This is a genomic window from Mycolicibacterium flavescens (genome assembly GCF_001722335.1).
GTDB lineage: Bacteria > Actinomycetota > Actinomycetes > Mycobacteriales > Mycobacteriaceae > Mycobacterium > Mycobacterium flavescens.
The window spans coordinates 77,316-97,090 of record NZ_MIHA01000013.1; the positions used below are offsets into that span (position 1 = coordinate 77,316).

Sequence of the window (19,775 nt, forward strand, 5' to 3'; positions counted from 1 at the left end):
ATCTGTTTATCCAGCGGGATCGTCGCAGTTGCGGGACATAAGCGTCGGCGTCAGGGTCGTGGCGATTCCCGTGAGCGCAGTGATGTACTGCCCGCAGTCGATCGACGAATCGACGAAGCCTTGCGGCATTCCCCCGCCCGGAAGGGCTTGGGCGCGAACAAATTGAGTATCCAGATCGAATTCGTCGTGCTTGGGCTTCATCGCGTTCGCGAGGTGCATGTCCGTCAGATCAGCCGCCTGCCGGAGCCTGTCCAGGCTCTGCTGGCCGATGGTCGTCATGTCTTGCACCAACTTCTGGTTGGCCGCCGACATCGACGCCATGTTCGGCGGCGGCACCGCGCGGCTGCCGCCGGCGTCGACCGTGATCCCGAACTGCCCGAGTGTCGACCGCAACTCGCTGAGTTGAGTCTTGACCTGCCGAACCTCGTTGGCTGCGGTACTGGCAGCCTTGGCGACCGCAGCCGCGTCCTGGTTGTGCAGATCCAGACCGAGGGCGAGAGCCTGGGTGCGCGCCTGCGCCGCATCGGCCCCGGCGCCCTGCCAGCTTCGGAACGCAGACAGCTCCTTCAATCGCGAACCGGCTTGCGAGGCGGCATCCGCGCGGGCCGCACTCGCCGAGCCGACCGCGCTGATCGACTCGGGACTCCACTTATCGATATCGGCGATCGACAAACCCATCGACGATGCTCCCGTCAGAGATTCTCGGCGGCGCTGCGCACGGACTCCGCGCCGGACTCGTCGGCGCGGCCGTATCTCGTTGCCGCTGCGGCGAACTTCTTGCCGTGCTCGCTGAGCACCTCGGCAAGCAACTGCGTCGCGAACTCCCACCCGGCTGACATCGAGGCCAACGCATCGGCGGACTTACCCGTCCAGCCGGATCGAGCAGATGCGATCTGCGCGTCGCTGGCGGACAGAGCAGACGTCAAAGTCGTCGTGATCTCGTCGATCTCGACGCTGGACCGGTGAATCTCAGACGGGTTCACTCGCAGTTCCCTCATCCGCCCCCTCCTCGCATCAACCCGCTGATTCGTCACTCTAACGCGGCTCCGGACACCCCACTGGCGCCAATTTCGGGCTGTCTGGCGGCCGCCACGTGAGTGCGTAGGGCGCGGGGGTTGCCGCGGACCGTCGGGGAACGCCACACAACCTTGCACTCACCCTGGTCGAGTGCTAGAAATGCAGTTGGCACTCGCGACCGGCGAGTGCTAGGTCGGGACGGTGAGGCAACGGGCCGCATCTGCGGAGCACACCCGAGCCGTCCGTCGCGGGCACTGAACCCGGCCGAAAGACGTGCCACCCCCAATCCGGAGGAACACTTCGCAATGGCCAAGACAATTGCGTATGACGAAGAGGCCCGCCGCGGCCTCGAGCGGGGCCTCAACAGCCTCGCCGACGCGGTAAAGGTGACGTTGGGCCCCAAGGGTCGCAACGTCGTCCTGGAGAAGAAGTGGGGCGCCCCCACGATCACCAACGATGGTGTGTCCATCGCCAAGGAGATCGAGCTGGAGGACCCGTACGAGAAGATCGGCGCTGAGCTGGTCAAGGAAGTCGCCAAGAAGACCGACGACGTCGCGGGCGACGGCACCACCACCGCCACCGTGCTGGCCCAGGCGCTCGTGCGCGAGGGTCTGCGCAACGTCGCGGCCGGCGCCAACCCGATGGCGCTGAAGCGCGGTATCGAGAAGGCCGTCGAGAAGGTCACCGAGACGCTGCTGAAGTCGGCCAAGGAGGTCGAGACCAAGGAGCAGATCGCTGCCACCGCCGCGATCTCGGCCGGCGACACCCAGATCGGCGAGCTGATCGCCGAGGCCATGGACAAGGTCGGCAACGAGGGTGTCATCACCGTCGAGGAGTCCAACACCTTCGGGCTGCAGCTCGAGCTCACCGAGGGTATGCGCTTCGACAAGGGCTACATCTCGGGTTACTTCGTGACCGACGCCGAGCGTCAGGAAGCGGTCCTCGAGGATCCCTACATCCTGCTCGTGTCGTCCAAGGTGTCGACCGTCAAGGATCTGCTCCCGTTGCTGGAGAAGGTCATTCAGGCCGGCAAGCCGCTGCTGATCATCGCCGAGGACGTCGAGGGTGAGGCCCTGTCGACCCTGGTGGTCAACAAGATCCGCGGCACCTTCAAGTCCGTGGCCGTCAAGGCCCCGGGCTTCGGTGACCGCCGCAAGGCGATGCTGCAGGACATGGCGATCCTCACCGGCGGCCAGGTCGTCAGCGAAGAGGTCGGCCTGTCCCTGGAGACCGCCGACATCTCGCTGCTGGGCCAGGCCCGCAAGGTCGTCGTGACCAAGGACGAGACCACCATCGTCGAGGGCGCCGGTGACTCCGACGCCATCGCCGGCCGGGTGGCCCAGATCCGCGCCGAGATCGAGAACAGCGACTCCGACTACGACCGCGAGAAGCTGCAGGAACGCCTGGCCAAGCTGGCCGGCGGTGTTGCGGTGATCAAGGCCGGCGCTGCCACCGAGGTGGAGCTCAAGGAGCGCAAGCACCGCATCGAGGACGCCGTGCGCAACGCCAAGGCGGCCGTCGAGGAGGGCATCGTCGCCGGTGGCGGCGTGGCCCTGCTGCAGTCGGCGCCCGCGCTCGAGGAGCTCAAGCTCGAGGGTGACGAGGCCACCGGCGCGAACATCGTCCGCGTGGCGCTGTCGGCTCCGCTGAAGCAGATCGCCCTCAACGGCGGGCTCGAGCCCGGCGTTGTCGCCGAGAAGGTCAACAACTCGCCCGCCGGCACCGGCCTCAACGCCGCGACCGGTGAGTACGAGGACCTGCTCAAGGCGGGCGTCGCCGATCCGGTGAAGGTGACGCGTTCGGCGCTGCAGAACGCGGCGTCCATCGCGGCGCTGTTCCTGACCACCGAGGCCGTCGTCGCCGACAAGCCGGAGAAGGCGGCCGCTGGTCCGGCCGACCCGACCGGTGGCATGGGCGGTATGGACTTCTAAGTCCGTCAACCACGGAAAGGCCCGGGTGCGCTTCGGCGCCCCGGGCTTTTTCGTCGGTAACCTCTCGGATGTGCCCGAACGTTCCATGCCGCCGTTGGACGCCGACGAGCGCACCGCGCTGGAAGCGTGGCTCGACTTCTACCGCGCGACGCTCGCGATGAAGTGCGCCGGACTCGACGACGTCGAGTTGAGCACCACCAGCATCGACCCGTCCCCGCTGACACTGCACGGGCTCGTGCAGCACATGGCCGAGGTGGAACGGAAGTGGTTCCGCCGGGTGCTCGCCGGCGAAGCGGTGCCGTCGATCTACGGCGCCCCCGATGACACGACCGGCCATGACGGCGGGTTCGCCCTCTCGGAGCACTCGACTTTCGCTGAGGCGCAATCGATCTGGCAACGTGAGGTCACCGCTGCGCGCGCCGCGTGTGCCGGCCGCGACCTCGACGACACCAGCCCGTTTCCGGGCGGCGGGCAGGTCAGCGTGCGATGGGTCTACCTGCACATGATCACCGAGTACGCGCGGCACTGCGGGCACGCCGACATGATCCGCGAACGCCTCGACGGCACCACCGGGGTGTGATCACTGCTTGATCGGCACGCAGTCGTGCAGACAGTCGGGGCTCGTCGACGGTGACTGGGCGCTCGCCTTGCGGTGCAGCACCGCCTTGGTGGGTGCGACGGTCAACGTCTCGTCGTCGGACTTCTGCGCGTGGCCGTCGACGATCAGCGTGTAACCGCCGGGGTCGCTCGGCGGCCAGACGATCGTCACGTCGCGGTGCCGCTCGGTGTTCTGCCGCGTGTGCCTGCCGACGGTGCCCACATTCAGGCGGCCGTCGGTGAGCACCGGTTCCACCGCGACCGTGTGCGCGCGGTGGTCGTCGCTGACGGAGATCAGGTAGGCGAACGCGTAATCGCCCAGCACGTCGGCCAACCGGTCCAGATCCACCTTCACGCTCATGAGTCCCTATCCTCCCCGGCGGCGGGACCGATCGCCAGAGGGCCTGCGTGGCCGTCGCTGCCTCCGTTTGACGCAAGCACTCTGGCGCGTTGCAGAGGGAATCGACCGCTGAACTCACGGGACACGCCTTTGTTCGAATATTGACGCAACCGTCGAAAGGTGTCATATGCTCATGCCGGTGGCCGCGGGGCCACCGAGGGGTCGCGAGTCCACGTCCAAAAGGGGGAAATATGAACGCGTTCGCACGTCCATTGCCGACCAGGCTGGCAGCCGCCATCGTCGCGGCCGGCGTCGTCTCGACCGGAGCCGCCGTCGTCGAGGAGTCCGATCACCGGATCTCGCAGACGATCACCGCGGAGGTGGCTCCTGCATCGATCGTCACCGAGATGCTGTACAACTTCGGCACCATCGTGTCCGGCGCGGCCGGTGCGTACGCCGCGGTCGCTGACGCCCAGACGTCCCTGCCGTTCGACTTCGGCACCGCGGCGCTGATCGCGTTGGAGAACCCGACGCTCGGGCCGAGCCTGTTCAGCTGGTTCGTGCAGCGTTACCTGAACCCCTCCGACGGCTACCCCCCGTACACCTACGCATGGGACCTCAAGTCGTCGATCCAATCCATCGCCAGCACCTTCCCGCCGCCGATCGGCGGGGCGATCATCACCGGCCTGAACCAGTTCGCCGACGCGATCGGCGCGGCGTTCGCCGACTTGCTGCCCGACCCCTCGGCGGGTATCGGCGCCACCACCTACTTCTGGGACAGCACGCCGATCGGCCAGACGGTCTGGGCGGCGAACCTGGCCGCGGTCGCGCCGATCTATGTGGTGACCAACGTCATCTCCAACCTCGCGTATCTGCCGGCCACCCTGGAGGCGACGTTCGAGTCGGCGCTGCGCGATCCGAGCCAGATCCTGAACAACCTGAGCTACCTGGCGCACGGACTGCTGGGCCCCGGCGGCCTCCTCGGAGGCGTCGTCGATCCGATCGTCGCGCCGTTCATCGCGCTCCCGGGCCCGATCGGGGACTTCAGTCAGCAACTCGTGGACGCGTTCTACGGCGGGGTCGATGCGCTGTTGGGACTGTTGCCGCCGCCGATCCCGCCGACGCCGTTCGGTGCGCCGTCGATGTTCGCGAGCTCCGTCGAGTCGCAGGAGGAGGCAGGCGACGCCGAAGTCGCCGACAACGAGTTCTCCGCGCTGAGGTCGGTCCCGGCCGACGACACCACCGACGAGGGTCAGGGCAGTGTCGACGAGGGTTCCGAACCGTCGGAGCCCGCCAAGGAGGACGAGGACGCGGACGCGGACAGCGGTGACAAGGTTGTGCCGGTGCCGGGGGCTCCAAAGGTCAAGCAGGGCAACAAGTTCGTCCCCGGGGGCGGTGACGCCCCGGTGGACGGCGATACCACCGGGTCGCCCGACGAGGTGCAGGCCCCGGCCGACGCTCCCGCGCCGAGCGACGAGGGCGCCGACGACGCCGACGACGCCGATCAGGACGCGAACGAGCCCGGCGGAGAAGCTGCCTGACTCGATCGACGAGAAGGCCCGGTCCCGGTGGGGGCCGGGCCTTTTCATTTCGGGCACCGGTAGGTTCGAGCCATGCCGCTGCCCCCGCCTTCACCGACCTCCACAGCCGTCGTCACCGGCGCGTCGTCGGGTATCGGTGCCGACTTCGCCCGCGAGTTGGCCGCCCGCGGTCACGGCGTCACACTGGTCGCCCGCCGTTCCGAGAGGCTGCAGGAACTGGCCGCCGAACTCGGAACCGCTGTGCGCGCTGAGGCCATCGCCTGCGACATCGCCGACCCCGACGCCCGCGCCGCACTGTTCGACAGGATCGCCGAACGTGGGCTGACCGTCGACATCCTGGTCAACAACGCAGGCATCGGGACCATCGGCCTGGTGACGAGAGTGCCTCCGGTCGACGAGGTGGCGCAGGTGCGGGTCAACGTCGAGGCGATCGTGGATCTGACGACCCGCGCGGTGCAGCAGATGGTGCCGCGCGGCCGCGGCGCGATCCTCAACGTCGGCTCCACCGCCGGGTTCTACCCGTTTCCCGGGCAGACAGCGTATGCCGCCACCAAGGCGTTCGTGCACACCTACAGCGAGGGGTTGCGCGCTGAACTGGCGGGAACGTCGGTGACGGTCGCCATGGTGGCGCCCGGGCCGGTGCGCACCGAATTCCTGCGGGCGGCCGGGATGGACGAGAAGAAGTTCGCCGCGGCGTTCCCGAAGTTCCTGTGGATGCCCTCGCGTGAGGTCGCCAGGATCGGCGTCGACGCGATCGAGCACGACCGGGGAAACGTCATCGCCGGGCGACGCAACTGGGTGGCGACCCGGTTCGCGCAGATGCTCCCGCGGGCATTCCTGCTCAAGACGCTGCGCGAACAGCACCCGGCGCTGCGGCGGGACCGCTCAGCCCGCTGACGGCTCAGTTGCGCAACGGCCAGGGGCGCATCCACGCCTCGACCGGCAGCGCCAGCCCGTTGCACAGCGTGCAGATGGTGCGGTACCAGCCCACCGCGACGAGCAACTCCATCCGCTGCTCGTCATCGAGCTTGTCGCCCAACGCGTTCCACGTGTGCTCCGACCACGTCCCGACGCTCTCGACCTCGTCGACCGCCGCGATCAGCACCCGTTCGAACGCGTCGAACTTCTCGAGGTCCCCGGTGACGAGCGCATCGCATTCGTCGGCGCGCACACCGGCGATCGGACCCCAGAACGCCGCCTGTCCACCCCACTCGTAGGCGCACCCCAACAGCGCGCAGATCCGCAGGATCGCGATCGTGCGCAGCCGGGGCGGAAGCCGGGTGTCGGCGTACAGCGACTCGCCCAACTTACGTAGCCGCGCCGCAAGATTCGGGTGCCGCTGCAGGCAGCGCACCAGCATCAGCGGCTCATAGGTGCGGTCGGGATGGCCCCAGCTGTGGATGCCCGCGGCGTCCTCGTCGCTCCAGGGCGGCGCCAGCGGTGCGACCCGGGTCATGCCGTGGAAGCGGGCTGACGGCCGCGGATCAGCCGGCCCGGCCGCGCGGCGGTGGGCACCCCGTTCTCGGCGATGATCTCGCCGGACACGATCGTCGCGACGTAGCCGTCGGCGCGCTGATCGAGTCGGCGACCGCCCGCCGGCAGATCGTTGGCGATCACAGGCCGGTGCAGATGCACTGCGTCGTGGTCGATGACGTTGACGTCGGCCTTGTAGCCGACCGCGAGGCGGCCGCGGTCCGCCAGGCCCGCCACCCGCGCCGGCACCGACGTGAGCTCCCGCACCACCTCGGCCACCGACAGCCGCCCGGCCGAACGGTCGCGCGCCCAGTGCGCCAACATGTAGGTGGGAAAGCTTGCGTCGCAGATCATCCCGTAGTGGGCGCCGCCGTCGCCGAGGCCGAGCACCACATCGTCGCGGCGGATCAGCTCCGCGACCGTGTCGAGGCTGCCGTCGCGGAAGTTGGCGAGCGTGACCAGCAGCATGGCGTGCCCGTCGTCGTCGAGCAAGCGGTCGTAGGCCTCCTCGAGCGGGTCGACGCCACGCGCACGGGCGCGGGCACCGACCGAATCCTGTGGGGCCGGTTCGTAATTCGGCGGATCACCGAGCGGGTACATGTAGTCCCACGCCTGCGCGGCGAACATCAGCGGATGCCCGTCGCTGCTCGGCTTGTCGGTCAGGATCCGTTCGCGCACTTCGGGTCTGCGCATCATCGCGACACGTTCGGCCAGCGGCAGGTCGGCGATCTCCCGGTACGACGGGTACATGACGAACGGGTTGCCCGACAGTTCCAGGCCGAGCACCAGCCCGATCGGGCGCGGGAAGATCTGACCGGTCACGTCACCGCCGTTGGCGTTGGCCTTCTCCACCATGCGCAGCGCGTCGAGGTGGATCGGCGGGCCCGCGTTACCGATCGCCAGCGTGAACGTCACCGGCAGACCCACTTCGGAGGCGACGTCGAAGACCGCGGCGAGCGCCCCCTCGTAGTCGCCGGCCATCAGGTCCGGGACGAACTGGAGCAGTCCGCCGCCGGCGTCGTCGACACCGCGCGCGATGGCCTCGATCTCGGCGTACTCCGCCTCGTAACTCGGAATCGGTTGTCCGCCCGCAGTCTTGTGCAGGGTCAGCCGCGACGACGCGAACCCCAGCGCGCCGACCCGCACGGCCTCCTCGGCCAGTTTGCGCATCAACGCGAGGTCCTCGGCGGTGGCCGGTTCGCGGTCCACCCCGCGCTGGCCCATCACGTACACCCGCAGCGGCGAATGCGGCAGAAACGCCGCCACATCGATGTCGCGGTGGCGGGCCTCCAGCGCGTCGAGGAACTCGGGGAACGTCTCCCACGTCCACGGCAACCCGTCGACCATCACCGCGCCCGGGATGTCCTCGACCCCGGCCATCACGTCGACGAGCACGTCGTGGTCCTCGGCACGGCACGGCGCGAACCCGACCCCGCAGTTACCCATCACCGCCGTGGTCACCCCGTGCGCCGACGACGGGATCATCCGATCCGACCAGATCGCCTGCCCGTCGTAGTGCGTGTGCAGGTCGACGAAGCCGGGGGTGACGAGCAGACCGGTCGCGTCGATCTCGCGTTCCCCGGGCTCTGCCACCACACCGACGGCGGCGATCACCCCGCCGGATATCGCGAGGTCCCCGACGTAGGGTTCGCCGCCGAGACCGTCGACGATCGTGCCGCCGCGAATGACGAGTTCATGTGTCATAGGTCGAATCTACGATGTGCCGATGATCGACCACTTCGGAATCAACTGTGCGGACTGGGAGCGGTCCAAGGCGTTCTACGACTCCGTGCTCGGCGTGCTGGGATACACCCGCCAACTCGACTACCGGGTCGCCATCGGCTACGGCCGCGACGGCAAACCCGATTTCTGGATCGCCGACATGAGCGCGGGGGAGGCGGCCGGGCCCAACCGCGAGGTGCATTTCGCGTTCCGGGCCGCCGACACCGACGCGGTGCAGGCCTTCTACGACGCCGCGCTCGCCGCGGGCGCCGAGTCGTTGCACGCGCCCCGGTTGTGGCCCGAATACCACCCCGGCTACTTCGGCGCGTTCGTGCGCGATCCGGACGGCAACAACATCGAGGCCGTCTTCCACGGGGCGCCGCCGGCGGGCTGACGTATAACGTCGACGTCATGGCTGACTCAGATGCGGCGGCGGTCCGCGAGGTCTTACGTGACGCGTTCACCCGCCAGATAGAGCACGTCGAGGACCTCACCGACGGGCTGACCGACGAGACGGCGTTCTTTCGGCCGACGCCGACGGCCAACAGCATCGCCTGGCTGATCTGGCACAGCGCGCGCCAGCAGGATCTGCAGGTGTGCGACCTCGCCGGCACCGAGCAGGTCTGGTTGCGCGACGGCTGGGTGGACCGCTTCGGCCTCGACCTGCCCCGGGAGGCGATGGGCTACGGCGACAGCCCCGACGATGTCGGCAAGGTCCGCGTCCCGGCGGATCTGCTGGCCGGCTACTACCACGCCGTGCACAAGATGACGCTGGAGTACGTCGCGTCGGTGACGCCCGAGGAGTTGAGCCGCGTCATCGACACCAACTGGGATCCGCCGGTCACCACCAGCGCCCGGTTGGTCAGCATCATCGACGACGCCGCCCAACACCTCGGTCAGGCGGCGTACATCCGCGGTATTGCGTGATCCGCTGGTGGCCGTCGATCGGGTTGGCGGCGATGCTGCTGCTCGGCTGGGCGGTCGGCGCGTCCTCCACCGGGCTCGACGACTGGTTCCAGAGCCTCGGGCACACCCCGGTGCGCCCGCTCAACAAGCTCGCCGATCCGCGCCTGCTGATCATCGTGCTGGCAGGTTTGCTGCTCGTCGGCGCGTGGCAGCGGCGGTGGAGGCTGGTCGCGATGACCGCGCTGGCGCCGCTGATCGGATTGGCGTTCGTCCGGGTGCTCAAGCCGATCTTCGGGCGGGACAAGAGCGGCGGGTTGGCGTATCCGAGCGGGCACATCACCACGATGACGATCGTGTTGGGGTTGGTGGTCCTGGTGGCGGGGGCGGCGTGGTGGATGGTGACGGTGGCGCTCGTCGTGCTCGCGCTGGCCGCCGTCGGCGTGGGCTCGACCTTCCACTACTTCACCGACACCGTGGGCGGGCTGCTGCTGGGATCGGCGATCGTCAGCGCCGCGGCGCTCGTCGCGCGCCGGGACCTGACCAGGAACGCCCGACCTCGCAGCTTCCCTGGCTAATCTTTCGGTCTGCAAGAATCGGGGTATGACTGCGCCGGAACCACGACCGGGGCTGCGTGAGCGAAAGAAGATCCAGACCCGTGCCCGGATCCGGCGCGAAGCGCTCGGGCTGATCCAGGAGCAGGGTTACCAGGCCACCACCGTCGAACAGATCTCCGACGCCGCCGACATCTCACCGCGCACCTTCTCCCGCTACTTCTCGACCAAAGAGGCGGTGCTGCTCTCCGTCGACCACATCCCGCCGATCATCGAGGCATTCATCGCCGCGCCCGCACACCTGTCGGTCATCGACGCCTACCGCCAGGCCGTGGAGACGACGTTCGCCGCGCTCGACGACGACGCACGCGAGGAGGCGATCGTCGGGCAGCGGTTGATGTACTCCGTGCCCGAGGCGGCCGGCCTGATCTACACCGAGTATGTCCGCCTGATCGGGCCGATCACCGACGCGCTGACACAGCGGCCGGACGCGCCGACCGACCCCGTGGAACGCCGGGTGCTGGCGGGTGCGATCGTCGGCGTGCTCATCGGCGCCTCCCACGGCACCCCGCTGCCGGGGGACCCGATCTCGACGAGCCTGCGCGTGCTCGACCGGATGCTCAGATAATTTCTTGACAGGTGTCAACCCGGCTGCGACCTGGATCACACGAGGTGGCTAGCATGGAGGTCATGACCGCGACACCTGAGGTTGAATTGCCCGAGACCAGCACGATTCGCAACCCCGCGACAGGTGCTGTCGCCGGCACGGTGCGCTGGACCGATCCCTCCGACGTGCCGCGCATCGCCGCCGGCCTGCGCGAGGCGCAACGACAGTGGGAGGCGCGCGGTGCCGCCGGCCGCGCCAAGGTGCTGGCCCGCTACGCGGTGTGGCTGGGTGAGCACCGCGAGGAGATCGAGTCGCTGCTGATCGCCGAGACCGGCAAGTCCGCCGTCGACGCGGCGCAGGAAGTACCGCTGCTGATCATGATCGCGTCGTACTACATCAAGACCATGGAGAAGGCGCTGGCGCCCGAGAAGCGGCCCGCGCCTCTGCCGTTCCTGTCGATCAAGAAGATCGAGGTGCACTACCGGCCGCGCCCGGTGGTCGGCATCATCGCGCCGTGGAACTACCCGGTGGCCAACGCGCTGATGGACGCGATCGGGGCGCTGGCCGCCGGCTGCGCGGTGCTGCTCAAACCGTCGGAGCGCACGCCGTTGACCGCCGAGCTGTTGCTGCGCGGCTGGCTGGATTCCGGGGCGCCGGAGGTGCTGGCGCTGGCGCAGGGCGCCCGCGAGGTGGCCGAGGCCGTCATCGACAACGCCGACTTCATTCAGTTCACCGGTTCCAGCGCGACCGGCGCCAAGGTGATGGAGCGCGCCGCGCCCCGGCTCACGCCGGTCAGCCTCGAACTCGGCGGCAAGGACCCGATGATCGTGCTCGAGGACGCCGACATCGACCTGGCCGCGCACGCCGCGGTCTGGGGTGCGTTCTTCAACGCCGGGCAGACCTGTGTGTCGGTGGAGCGGGTGTACGTGCTCGACACGGTCTACGACAAGTTCGTGGCCGCGGTGGTGCGCGACGTCGAGAAGCTGAAGATGGGCACCGGCGACGGGTACGACTTCGGCTCGCTGATCGACGAATCGCAGGTCGCCGTCACCGCCCGCCACGTCGACGATGCGCTGGCCAAGGGGGCGCGGGCGCTGACCGGGGGTCAGCGCCCCGAGGGTTCGGGCAGCTTCTACCCGCCGACCGTGCTGGTCGATGTGGATCACTCGATGCTGTGCATGACCGACGAGACGTTCGGCCCGACGCTACCGATCATGAAGGTCGCCAGCGCCGACGAGGCCGTCCGGTTGTCCAACGACAGCCCGTACGGGCTCAGCGCGTCGGTGTTCTCCGCCGACGTGGAACGCGCCAAACGGGTTGCCATGCAGCTGGATTGCGGTGCGGTCAACATCAACGACGTGATCTCGAACCTGATGGTCACCACCGCGCCGATGGGCGGCTGGAAGACGTCGGGGCTGGGTGCGCGGTTCGGTGGGGCCGAGGGTCTGCGCAAGTACTGCCGGCAGGAAACGGTGGTGGCGCCGCGCACGGCCGTCGGCGCGGGCGGCAACTACTACAACAATTCGCCCAAGGCGCTCAAGCGGATGAACACGATGATGACCAAGCTCGCGCTGATCACCCCGAAGCGGTTCGCCAAGTAGATCCGCGGCGGTCGAGGTCGAGGCCGCCGAGAGTAGGGTTTCTGATGCGATTACTCGCGTTCCGTGTCAAAAACCCCACTCTCGGTGAAGGAGGACGCGCGTGCGGTTGGTGACGACCGTGTTCCTGTGGCTGATCACCACCGCCCTGCTGGCGGTCGCGGTGCCCTCGATGTGGGCCCAGCGCACCGTGGTCGACGCCGACGGGTACGCGGCGCTGGCCGAAACCGCGGCCAAGGACCCGCAGCTGCAGAAGGCGATGGCCGGCATCCTGGCCACCGAAGTGACGTCCTACATGTCCGACAACGGCTACGACGTCGACAACACCCTGATCAACGGCGTGGCCTCGGCCTACACCGCCAACCCGACGTTCCCCGACCAGTTCGCGCTGGCGAACATCGTCGGGCACCGCTGGATGTTCACCGACGCCGCCCACCAGGTCGACGGCACCGATCAGTGGATCCTGGATCTGGGCCCGATGCTCGCCGACGAGTCATTCCGCCGCACCCTGGGCAACTTCGGGGTCGAGACACCCGACACGCTGCCCGTGCCGGTCACGATCTCGGACACCTGGCGGCCCGGCCAACTCAAGGCGGCCGCCACGTGGAGCCCGTGGATCAGCATCGGGTCGACGATCCTGACCGGTGTTTTCGCGCTGCTGACGCTGACCGCCGCACGGTCGAGGGGCAAAACGCTTGCTGCGCTCGGTGTTTCGGCTCTGCTCGTCGGAGCGGCCGGCTGGGCGGGGCTGGAGGTGGCGCGACGCTGGATCAACGACTCGCTGAACCGGCTCTCCGGAGACCTGCGCGAGGTCGCCGACGTCATGGTGGCCACCGCCGAGGACAGCCTGCACCACTGGCTGAACCTGACCCTCGCCGCCGGCGGTGTGCTCGTGGTGTTCGGTGTGCTGGTGTCGGTGCTGGCCGGGTTGCGTCGCCGCGACGTCTAGCCGAGCGCGATATTGCTACGGTCAGTGCATGCCGTTCGTCTCGGACATCGTCGGACCGCAGCGGCCGCTCGCCGCATGGCCGCCGTTGCGCCGAGGTGTGCTGCGACGAACCAGCACCATCGACACCCACCCGGACGGCCCGGACTCCGACGTCGACCTGCGCGCCCGCGACGCCGTGGGCGGGGAGCACGGGGTGCTCGACGAGCTGCGTCTCCGCGCGCGCCTGGCCGAGCGCACCATCGCCGAGATCGACTCCGGCGACGCGCGGTTGGGCCGGTTGCTGGGCAAGCGGGTGGGTCCGGGATTCCGCACGATGGTCGGCGAGGTGTTCCCCGACGAGGTGCGCCGCTCGAGCCTGCTGAACCTGCTGCTCGACGACTGGGTCGGCGCGGCGCTGGTGTCCGGGTACGCGGTGCAGCACATGGGGATCGTGGCCGGGACCGAAGTGCCGCTTCCGCCGGGCACAGCCGACCGCATGGCCGGCATCTGCGCCGGTTTCGCGCCGGAGGCCTCGCTGGTGCGGACGACGCGACGGCTCGGCACCATCCCGTCGGTGCACGGCCCGCCCGCGCCCCCGCTGGCCCGCGACGGCATGCACGACGTCGCACCGCTGCGCGCACACGGCATGCGCCGGCTGCGACGTCTGGATCTGCAACCGCCCGAGGGGGATTCGGCCCGCTTCGACGCCCACTTCCGCGATTCCCACGTCGACGGTGACGGCGTCGAGACAATCGTGCACGAGTACGCGCTCACCGGTGCCGTCGACGTCGCGGCCCGTACGGTCACGACCATCGAGGCCGAGGTGCACGTGCTGCCGTGGCAGGAGTGCCCAGGTGCGGTCGGCAGTGCGCAACGCGCGGTGGGGATGACGCTCGGCGAGATCCGCGACCGGGTGCGCGGCGAGTTCGTCGGCACCAGCACCTGCACGCACCTCAACGACACGCTGCGCGCGATCGGTGATCTCGACGCCCTGTTCGACCTGCGCTCAGGGCTCGATGACGTGTGACGGGTCGGGCCGCTTGTCCGGCGGCGCCTGGCTGTAGTCGCCCCACGGTCCGTCGCGTTCCTCGATCGCGCTCCGAACGCCCTGGGCCGCTGCGGTTTCGATGAATGCCAGCGCGTCGGGCGTGTTGCGCATCAGGCCGTCGAGGATACCGCCGAGCGTCTGCGTCGACGCCAACCCCATGTTCTCGTAGGCCTGGTTGACGATCAGCTTCTGGGCCTGCAACTGCGACAGCGGAATCCGCGCCAGCTTGAGCGCGACCTCCTTGACGCGCGCCTCGAGCCGCTCGAACGGCACGGCCTCGTTGATGAGTTCGACTGCGGCGGCTTCCTTCCCGGTCAGCGGCTCACCGGTCAACGAGTGCCACTTCACCTTCGCCAGGCTGAGCCGGTACAGCCACATCCCGGTCAGGTAGGCACCCCACATGCGGGCGTACGGGGTGCCGATGACGGCGTCCTCGCTGGCGATGACGAGGTCGGCGCACAGCGCGTAGTCGCTCGCGCCGCCGACGCACCAGCCGTGCACCTGCGCGATGACGGGTTTGGAGGACCGCCAGATCGCCATGAACTTCTGGGTCGGCCCGGTCTCGCGTGCGGTGACCATCGCGAAGTCCTTGCCGGGGTCCCAGCGGCCGTCGGTGTTCATCGCCTCACCCCAGTGGGTGAAGCCGCCGCCGAAGTCGTAGCCGCCGGAAAACGCCCGCCCGGCGCCGCGCAGCACGATCACCTTGACGTCCGGATCGCGTTCGGCCAACCCGATGGCGCGCTCGATCTCGTCGGGCATCGGCGGCACGATCGTGTTGAGGTGCTCGGGCCGGTTGAGGGTGACGGTCGCGACCGGGCCGTCGGTCGTGTACAGCAGGGTCTCGAACTGCGGAGTTGTCGCCATACATCGGAGTTTGGCAGAGGGCGGCCCGGGTGACGGGCTTCGCGCGGCTGCGACTTTGGTGGACCTGGGCGCGTCGTCGATCGCCGCAGGGGTGATATCGCGGCGGCCGACCCGTCATCCGGGTTTCGGAGACAGCGCAGGCCGACTGCCGCGCCGTGATGCGGTTGCAGAAGCTGCGACGCGAGTTCGGCCGCGGCCCGGCGAATTGACGATTCCGGGGCGTCGGATGCTGGTTATTCTCGACCCGGAGGATATCGGCCGGGGTGTTGGCGGAGGCGCCGACACCGTTTCACCCGGCCAACACCGAGAAGCGCAAGGCGTTGCAGTGGTTCCAGCCGCACGGTGTGCTGATCTCACGCGGGCCCATCCGGCAACAGCGTCGTGAGTTCAAGGACGCGGTGCTCGACAGTGGGGCCGAGGTGCACCGACTGGCTGACGCGTTCGTGCGGGTGGTGAGCGCTGCTGGCGCAGTTGTTGAGCGCCCTGTCGGTCGAGTTGGTGTCGGATCCGAAGCCGACACCGGACCGGCCGTTGCCGATGACGCTGAACCAGTTGACGTTGACGTTCGATGTCGCACCGGCGAGCGGGTCAGTCTCGGTGTAGTCAGTCGTACTTCTTCCGCAGATGTGGGTGTGCGCGGTACTCCACGGACCCCTTAAGTCGCAGCGGTCGCCGTCGTCTGGCCGCGTACCCAGAAAGTACAACACGGTGAACGCACCCACGGTGACAAACCCGATGACCCGAACGGCAACCATCGGCCCCGGGCAACACCGTAACCCCATGACGTGTCTTGGTTTTCAGCCAACAGCGCCACGATAACGATCACTGTGGACGATTCGAGGGCGTACCAGGGGCCATCGCCCTCCTTCAGGTAGGCCGCCACGACGAACACGCAACCGCAGATGACGAACGCGAACAGCCACCAGGTCTTCAGCGCGGTCGCAAGACCGCCGTACGACTCGGGCGCGGGGTCGAGTCCGGGTCGCGAGCCGCGGTCTGCTGCTCGTCTGCGTGGCTGTCACTCAGACTGAAGGCGTAGATACGGCCACGAATCTGGATGTAGGACGTACCCATGTAAGCCCGAATAATCTGGACGGCGACGACCGCTGCTGCGAGTCCAGACCGCCAACCCGCTCAGGTGGATACAGCGCGAAGAACGCCGACACCGTGGCGATCACGGCGCCGACCCCAGTAGAGCGGCCGCTGGGCACGTTCGGTCTTGGTCGGCAGCATGGGGAGTCCGAGGTCGACGACATGCCGACGGCGAAGGTTGGGTTGATCATCAGCTGTCTCGGTTTCGGAATGAACCACCCGCCGCCCAGAATGTGGCGACGTAGGCGATCGGCGGTGCGAGAAACAATGGAACCGACGCGGTCACGATGATCGCAAGTGGAACCCACTGACGGCGCGCGAGGGCGAACCTCGCGCGGGCGTCCACGTGTCCGGCCAGTGCCAATGCGCCGACCGTGAACGCGCCCAGCCCTAGTGTCGCGCTGCTTAATCCGAGTTCAACACGGGTGAACGCGAGGACACACGTGATCAGGGCCAGCGTCCACCACATTTTCGGCGCAGTGAGATAACCGTAATAGCAGTCAGGCGGCAGAGGTGGCGGTTCGTTGCTCCCGTCAGGGGAATCCGGTCGACTATCGGGAATCGTGTAGGCATAGATCCGATCACCAAGCCTGACGTACGGCGTGCGCAGATACGCGTACATGAGAGCGAACACCGCGGCTGCACCCGCAACAATGCATGACGAGGCTACGCCCCGATCCGCCGCCGCCAGTGCCATGAACGCACCGGCGGCCAACCAGCTGAGCCAATAGACGCGACGGGCGCATTGCGCTTCCTTCGTGAAAGCCGCCGACAGCATGCCGACTAGAGCTATTCCCACCCCACCCAGAAACACGAAGTCGGATAGAGGAAGGGCAGCTGCGACATTACTTGTCAAACAAGCTCCCGAGCGCCGAGCCCCCGGCCTTCCCTCCGGTCGCGCCGACGAGGCCGCCGACTACTGCGCCGACGAATGCGCCTCCGGGCCCCAGGGCAGCACCCCCGAATGCTCCGCCTGCCATGCCAATTAGAAACCCGCCGCCAACGCTGCCGGCAGCACTGCCGAACGCTTGTCCGGCACCCGCGCCATTACGCCACTCCGCGTAGGCGACCGCGAATTCGGCGGCGGAACCGAGGGCGCCGAACGTTTTTCCGACATTAGCAATTGCTTTCAGATCTGCGGTGCGGTAACGCTCCCATGGCAGAGAGTGCTTTCCATCGGACAGTGCGCCGTCGACCTGCTTGATCTCACTGAGTGGACCGGCGACTTCTCCGGCATACGCAAGGTCAGACATCGACAGCCCACGCGACATCGCGCCCGCGACGTCCTCAGCCGCGTGCCGGGACAGTCCCTGACTTTGGAGACCCTCGATTGTGAGCTCCATCGCCTCGATCCGAGCCAGCGCTTCCTGCTCGTCCATCCATGCCGTCGCTTCATCCGGTGTCATGGGTGGCATCCAGGGGGAGCCGATCTCCAGCTGTCGCTGCCATTCTTGGCGGACCAGGGCGCGCCGTTGTGGATCCGACCCGAGAATCGGATCGCGTGGGAGCGAACCAGGAGGTTGGTATGCCACCTCGAAGTCGTCGAGACGTTCGCCGGCTAGTCTGACTGCGGCCGGATCCGCGGATGGATCCTGAATGGTTGCGAAGTCGCGAAGGCGGGCCGCGGCCGCTTCCTTCTCAGGTGTCATCGGACCTTCACTGTTGATGAGAGCTTCATCTGCCGTGCGCTGTTGCGCGTCGTAGCCGCGGGCCTCGTGTTGCGCAGCTCCGTCCTTATCGGTGCCGTCGCCGTCGGCGCGGTCGACTTCGTCCGGCATGTACCCTTCCGCCTGCATGCTTGTCATGGCACGGGTTAGCTCGCCGGCATACTCATCTCGCGAGGAGCCTATTTCGCTGAGCGCGGCTTCGATTTCCTGCACAGCCAGCGCTTTCAGCGGCGCCAGATCGCTTTCATCGAACGCCATCGCACTCTGCTGGATGGCGGCTTCGATCGCGTTGTCGATCTGCTGGAGACTCGCTTCCAGAGAGCTGATGCTGGCGGCCGACGATTGTTGCGTCTCCGCCAGTGAAGCTGAAATCCTCTGCAAGTCAACGGCGATCTTCGCCAACTGTTCTCGATCCAAATTCAGCGAACTGGTGGCACGGCGCACTTCGGCAGAATCGTTGATGGGGTGGTCGCCGCCGCCCTCGCGGTCCCACGCCGATTCGAAACGCTTCTTCGCCTGGTTGAACTCGTCGCTGGTTTCTCCCATGCAAACGCCCGCGTTGTGGAACGCCGTTGCAAGCTCGCTGATCTCTCCTGGCGATCCGCTCTGGACAGTCCCATCCAGCTGCCAGGGGTCACCGCCAGCACTGGCGATCAACTCCTCAATACTGAGGTGCCTGAGCTCCATTCGTCAGACTGTCAAGCCGGGGAGTGACGGCTCTATGGTGGTCGCGCCATATTCATCCGTCTCGGTGAAGGCCCGCGCCGCCGCGACTGCATTCTCGGCGAGCTTCATCAATGCCGAGTGATGTCCCTGCATTGTTGCGGCGTGCTTGGCGTGGGCCTCAGATAGCGCTTGGTGAAAGGTTTTCGCTTCATCGAAGTCGCCAAATGCGCTGGCCGGTAAGGACGCTGACGTGAGATCGCCAGCGCCCTGGTGAACGATTGCACCCGCGCTTTCAGAAAAATCCGCGCCCATTCGTAGCAGCGTCGGGTCGACCCTCATCGCGTGCTCCTGAACACACGAATCAGTGTAGTGGTCCGGGCAAACACTCTCGTGCACCAGTTTCGACGTCGTCTCACCGTCTGACGGCTCGTACCTTCACCAACATCGCATTTACCAGGTCGACGGCGGCATTGGCCGCGACCGCCGGTTCATGAGGCGTCGGGTTGGTGATGGGTACCGACGCCTCAACGATGCAGTCCTTCGCGACCCCAAGCGCCCGCTGGACGCGCACCGGTACAGCCGTGCGGGAATCCGAGGTGACTTCGTCGATGGCAGATACCACACTGGACGCTGCGTCGAGCTCGGTGAGCCGGTGTTCGTACGTCGTAATGCGGTCCGCTTTGACAAGGGTTGCCCCCTCGCAAGCTCGCCACTGGTCGGCGAAGGCGTCGAACAGTCCGCGGGCGTCGTCGTCCGACGCCAGCGCGACTGCTCCGATAGTGATGGTCGACTCGGTGGCGAAGGTGACTGCTCGGACCGGTGCACTCGCGAAGACCTGCGCCTCGAGCGGCGACACGACTCCAAGACATTGACCTTCGGTGAGCTGGCTACCGGTCACGGTGTCGCGGAGCCGGCTGCTCACCGACGGTGGCCCATCCATCCGAACCGGATACCCGGCGGCAGTCGTCAACTCCTCATTACTGGGCAGCACCGTCGTAAGCCAGGAGTAGCTGTCCATCGGTGTACTGCTCGTTGGCCGAGTCGCCGGCGGTGCTGTCGCGGCGTCCTGGGTTATGGCATTGCCGTCTCGGGTATCGCCGCAGCTTGCGACAACAAGACCCGCGAGCGCGATCGCACAGATCCGGGCGAGATTGCCCCGTCTACGTCTGATCATCGATCGATTATCCCGTTCACTCCACATCCGCTATGGGTTTAGGTGTGGCAACC

Annotated in this window: 22 protein-coding genes; 11 read left to right on the plus strand and 11 right to left on the minus strand. The window is 67.6% G+C overall.

Annotated features, from left to right (window positions below; genetic code table 11):
• Positions 1–6: 6 nt before the first annotated feature.
• Together BHQ18_RS17870 and BHQ18_RS17875 are read right to left on the minus strand one after the other, a co-directional pair.
• Complete coding sequence (locus BHQ18_RS17870) at positions 7–678, minus strand: Rv0964c family protein (RefSeq protein ID WP_069414984.1); 672 nt, start codon at positions 676–678, stop codon at positions 7–9.
• A gap of 14 nt (positions 679–692) precedes the next feature.
• Positions 693–998 (minus strand): WXG100 family type VII secretion target, encoded by a 306-nt coding sequence (locus tag BHQ18_RS17875; RefSeq protein WP_069414985.1) that lies wholly within the window; start codon positions 996–998, stop codon positions 693–695.
• Positions 999–1,322: 324 nt separating this feature from the next.
• Between BHQ18_RS17875 and groL the strand changes: the two genes are divergently transcribed.
• Complete coding sequence (groL, locus tag BHQ18_RS17880; protein WP_069414986.1) at positions 1,323–2,948, plus strand: chaperonin GroEL; 1,626 nt, start codon at positions 1,323–1,325, stop codon at positions 2,946–2,948.
• Between the two features lie 85 nt (positions 2,949–3,033).
• The gene (locus tag BHQ18_RS17885; protein WP_069415077.1) at positions 3,034–3,528 is read left to right on the plus strand and encodes a DinB family protein; all 495 of its coding nucleotides are present in this window, start codon (positions 3,034–3,036) and stop codon (positions 3,526–3,528) included.
• Here the strand turns inward: BHQ18_RS17885 and BHQ18_RS17890 are convergent, their stop codons facing one another.
• Positions 3,529–3,906 (minus strand): hypothetical protein, encoded by a 378-nt coding sequence (locus tag BHQ18_RS17890; RefSeq protein WP_069414987.1) that lies wholly within the window; start codon positions 3,904–3,906, stop codon positions 3,529–3,531. It lies immediately after the preceding gene.
• A 230-nt stretch (positions 3,907–4,136) separates the two neighbouring features.
• Between BHQ18_RS17890 and BHQ18_RS17895 the strand changes: the two genes are divergently transcribed.
• Complete coding sequence (locus tag BHQ18_RS17895) at positions 4,137–5,426, plus strand: ICP22 family protein (protein ID WP_069414988.1); 1,290 nt, start codon at positions 4,137–4,139, stop codon at positions 5,424–5,426.
• Positions 5,427–5,498: 72 nt separating this feature from the next.
• Positions 5,499–6,323 (plus strand): SDR family NAD(P)-dependent oxidoreductase, encoded by an 825-nt coding sequence (locus BHQ18_RS17900; protein ID WP_069414989.1) that lies wholly within the window; start codon positions 5,499–5,501, stop codon positions 6,321–6,323.
• Positions 6,324–6,327: 4 nt separating this feature from the next.
• Here BHQ18_RS17900 and BHQ18_RS17905 read toward each other — a convergent pair whose 3' ends face one another.
• Together BHQ18_RS17905 and BHQ18_RS17910 are read right to left on the minus strand one after the other, a co-directional pair.
• Positions 6,328–6,882, minus strand: a complete 555-nt coding sequence (locus BHQ18_RS17905) for a carboxymuconolactone decarboxylase family protein (protein WP_069414990.1) — start codon at positions 6,880–6,882, stop codon at positions 6,328–6,330.
• Positions 6,879–8,603: an N-acyl-D-amino-acid deacylase family protein gene (locus BHQ18_RS17910; RefSeq protein WP_069414991.1), complete on the minus strand. Its 1,725-nt coding sequence runs from the start codon at positions 8,601–8,603 to the stop codon at positions 6,879–6,881. The genes BHQ18_RS17905 and BHQ18_RS17910 overlap by 4 nt, the downstream gene beginning before the upstream one ends.
• A 22-nt stretch (positions 8,604–8,625) precedes the next feature.
• Between BHQ18_RS17910 and BHQ18_RS17915 the strand changes: the two genes are divergently transcribed.
• The 7 genes from BHQ18_RS17915 (at position 8,626) to BHQ18_RS17945 (ending at position 14,238) form a co-directional block, all read left to right on the plus strand.
• Complete coding sequence (locus BHQ18_RS17915) at positions 8,626–9,015, plus strand: VOC family protein (protein ID WP_069414992.1); 390 nt, start codon at positions 8,626–8,628, stop codon at positions 9,013–9,015.
• Positions 9,016–9,032: 17 nt separating this feature from the next.
• Positions 9,033–9,548, plus strand: coding sequence for a mycothiol transferase (locus BHQ18_RS17920; RefSeq protein ID WP_069414993.1), 516 nt, complete (start codon positions 9,033–9,035; stop codon positions 9,546–9,548).
• Entirely contained in the window at positions 9,545–10,102 is a 558-nt protein-coding gene (locus BHQ18_RS17925) for a phosphatase PAP2 family protein (RefSeq protein WP_084294124.1), read from the plus strand. Before BHQ18_RS17920 ends, BHQ18_RS17925 begins: the two co-directional genes overlap by 4 nt.
• Positions 10,103–10,127: 25 nt before the next feature.
• The gene (locus BHQ18_RS17930) at positions 10,128–10,706 is read left to right on the plus strand and encodes a TetR/AcrR family transcriptional regulator (RefSeq protein WP_069414994.1); all 579 of its coding nucleotides are present in this window, start codon (positions 10,128–10,130) and stop codon (positions 10,704–10,706) included.
• Between the two features lie 62 nt (positions 10,707–10,768).
• On the plus strand, positions 10,769–12,286 hold the full coding sequence (locus BHQ18_RS17935) for an aldehyde dehydrogenase family protein (protein WP_069415079.1): 1,518 nt from the start codon (positions 10,769–10,771) through the stop codon (positions 12,284–12,286).
• A 100-nt stretch (positions 12,287–12,386) separates the two neighbouring features.
• Positions 12,387–13,232 carry a hypothetical protein gene (locus BHQ18_RS17940; RefSeq protein ID WP_069414995.1) on the plus strand — a complete coding sequence of 282 codons (846 nt, stop codon included), beginning with the start codon at positions 12,387–12,389 and terminating at the stop codon, positions 13,230–13,232.
• A 28-nt stretch (positions 13,233–13,260) separates the two neighbouring features.
• Positions 13,261–14,238, plus strand: coding sequence for a DUF2889 domain-containing protein (locus tag BHQ18_RS17945; protein WP_069414996.1), 978 nt, complete (start codon positions 13,261–13,263; stop codon positions 14,236–14,238).
• On the opposite strand, the gene BHQ18_RS17950 is transcribed toward BHQ18_RS17945, so the two are convergent.
• The 6 genes from BHQ18_RS17950 to BHQ18_RS17975 form a co-directional block, all read right to left on the minus strand.
• Positions 14,218–15,123, minus strand: coding sequence for a crotonase/enoyl-CoA hydratase family protein (locus BHQ18_RS17950; protein WP_069414997.1), 906 nt, complete (start codon positions 15,121–15,123; stop codon positions 14,218–14,220). The two genes, BHQ18_RS17945 and BHQ18_RS17950, sit on opposite strands and share 21 nt — an antisense overlap.
• A 353-nt stretch (positions 15,124–15,476) precedes the next feature.
• Entirely contained in the window at positions 15,477–15,878 is a 402-nt protein-coding gene (locus tag BHQ18_RS17955; protein WP_069414998.1) for a hypothetical protein, read from the minus strand.
• A 527-nt stretch (positions 15,879–16,405) separates the two neighbouring features.
• Complete coding sequence (locus BHQ18_RS17960; protein ID WP_069414999.1) at positions 16,406–16,993, minus strand: hypothetical protein; 588 nt, start codon at positions 16,991–16,993, stop codon at positions 16,406–16,408.
• A 67-nt stretch (positions 16,994–17,060) separates the two neighbouring features.
• Positions 17,061–18,569, minus strand: a complete 1,509-nt coding sequence (locus tag BHQ18_RS17965) for a putative alpha/beta hydrolase (protein ID WP_069415000.1) — start codon at positions 18,567–18,569, stop codon at positions 17,061–17,063.
• A 3-nt stretch (positions 18,570–18,572) separates the two neighbouring features.
• On the minus strand, positions 18,573–18,887 hold the full coding sequence (locus BHQ18_RS17970; protein ID WP_131815707.1) for a DUF2563 family protein: 315 nt from the start codon (positions 18,885–18,887) through the stop codon (positions 18,573–18,575).
• 73 nt (positions 18,888–18,960) lie between these two features.
• Positions 18,961–19,566: a sensor domain-containing protein gene (locus tag BHQ18_RS17975; protein ID WP_069415002.1), complete on the minus strand. Its 606-nt coding sequence runs from the start codon at positions 19,564–19,566 to the stop codon at positions 18,961–18,963.
• Positions 19,567–19,775 lie beyond the last annotated feature (209 nt).